This is a genomic window from Ruegeria sp. C10, from assembly GCF_056537805.1.
On sequence record NZ_JBQFSC010000013.1, the window covers coordinates 1 to 547 of the forward strand.

1 protein-coding gene is annotated in these 547 nt (G+C 59.0%); it reads left to right on the forward strand.

The annotated features are described in order from the left end of the window. Positions 1–547: PA14 domain-containing protein (locus tag ACR0DE_RS21320; RefSeq protein ID WP_480438017.1), on the forward strand; the 547-nt coding region annotated here is incomplete at both ends.

Consider the following 547-nt stretch of genomic DNA (forward strand, 5'->3'; position numbering starts at 1 on the left):
TGTCGCAGATTGATTTTTCTGCTGCAGCGGATGAAACGACGCTCACCAATGCACTGAACTACGATGGGAGCACTCAGATCTGGGAGGGCGGCCGTGAGGACGTCTTTGCCGTGCGTGCCACGACCGATTTGCATATTGAGCAGGCGGGAAGTTACACGTTCTATTTGCTATCGGATGACGGTTCCAGCCTGCGGCTCAATGGTCAGGACCTGATCGACAACGACGGGCTGCATGCGACTGAGCTACAGACCGCCACGATCGAGCTGTCGGCGGGCACCCATAGCCTTGAGGCGCTCTACTTCGAGGCCTATGGCGATGCGACCCTGATGCTCGAGTGGGCTGGCCCCGATACTGGTGGTAACCGCGTCCTGCTGACCGGGGATCATGTGGCAAGCCCTGGCGACGGAACCCCGCCCCCTGTCGATGAGACACCCGTTGACGAGACGCCTGTCGATGAGACGCCGGTGAACGAAGATCCCGTTGAGGATGATCCTGTTGATCCGACACCTGTTGATCCGACACCAGGTGATCAGGATGACAACTCGGA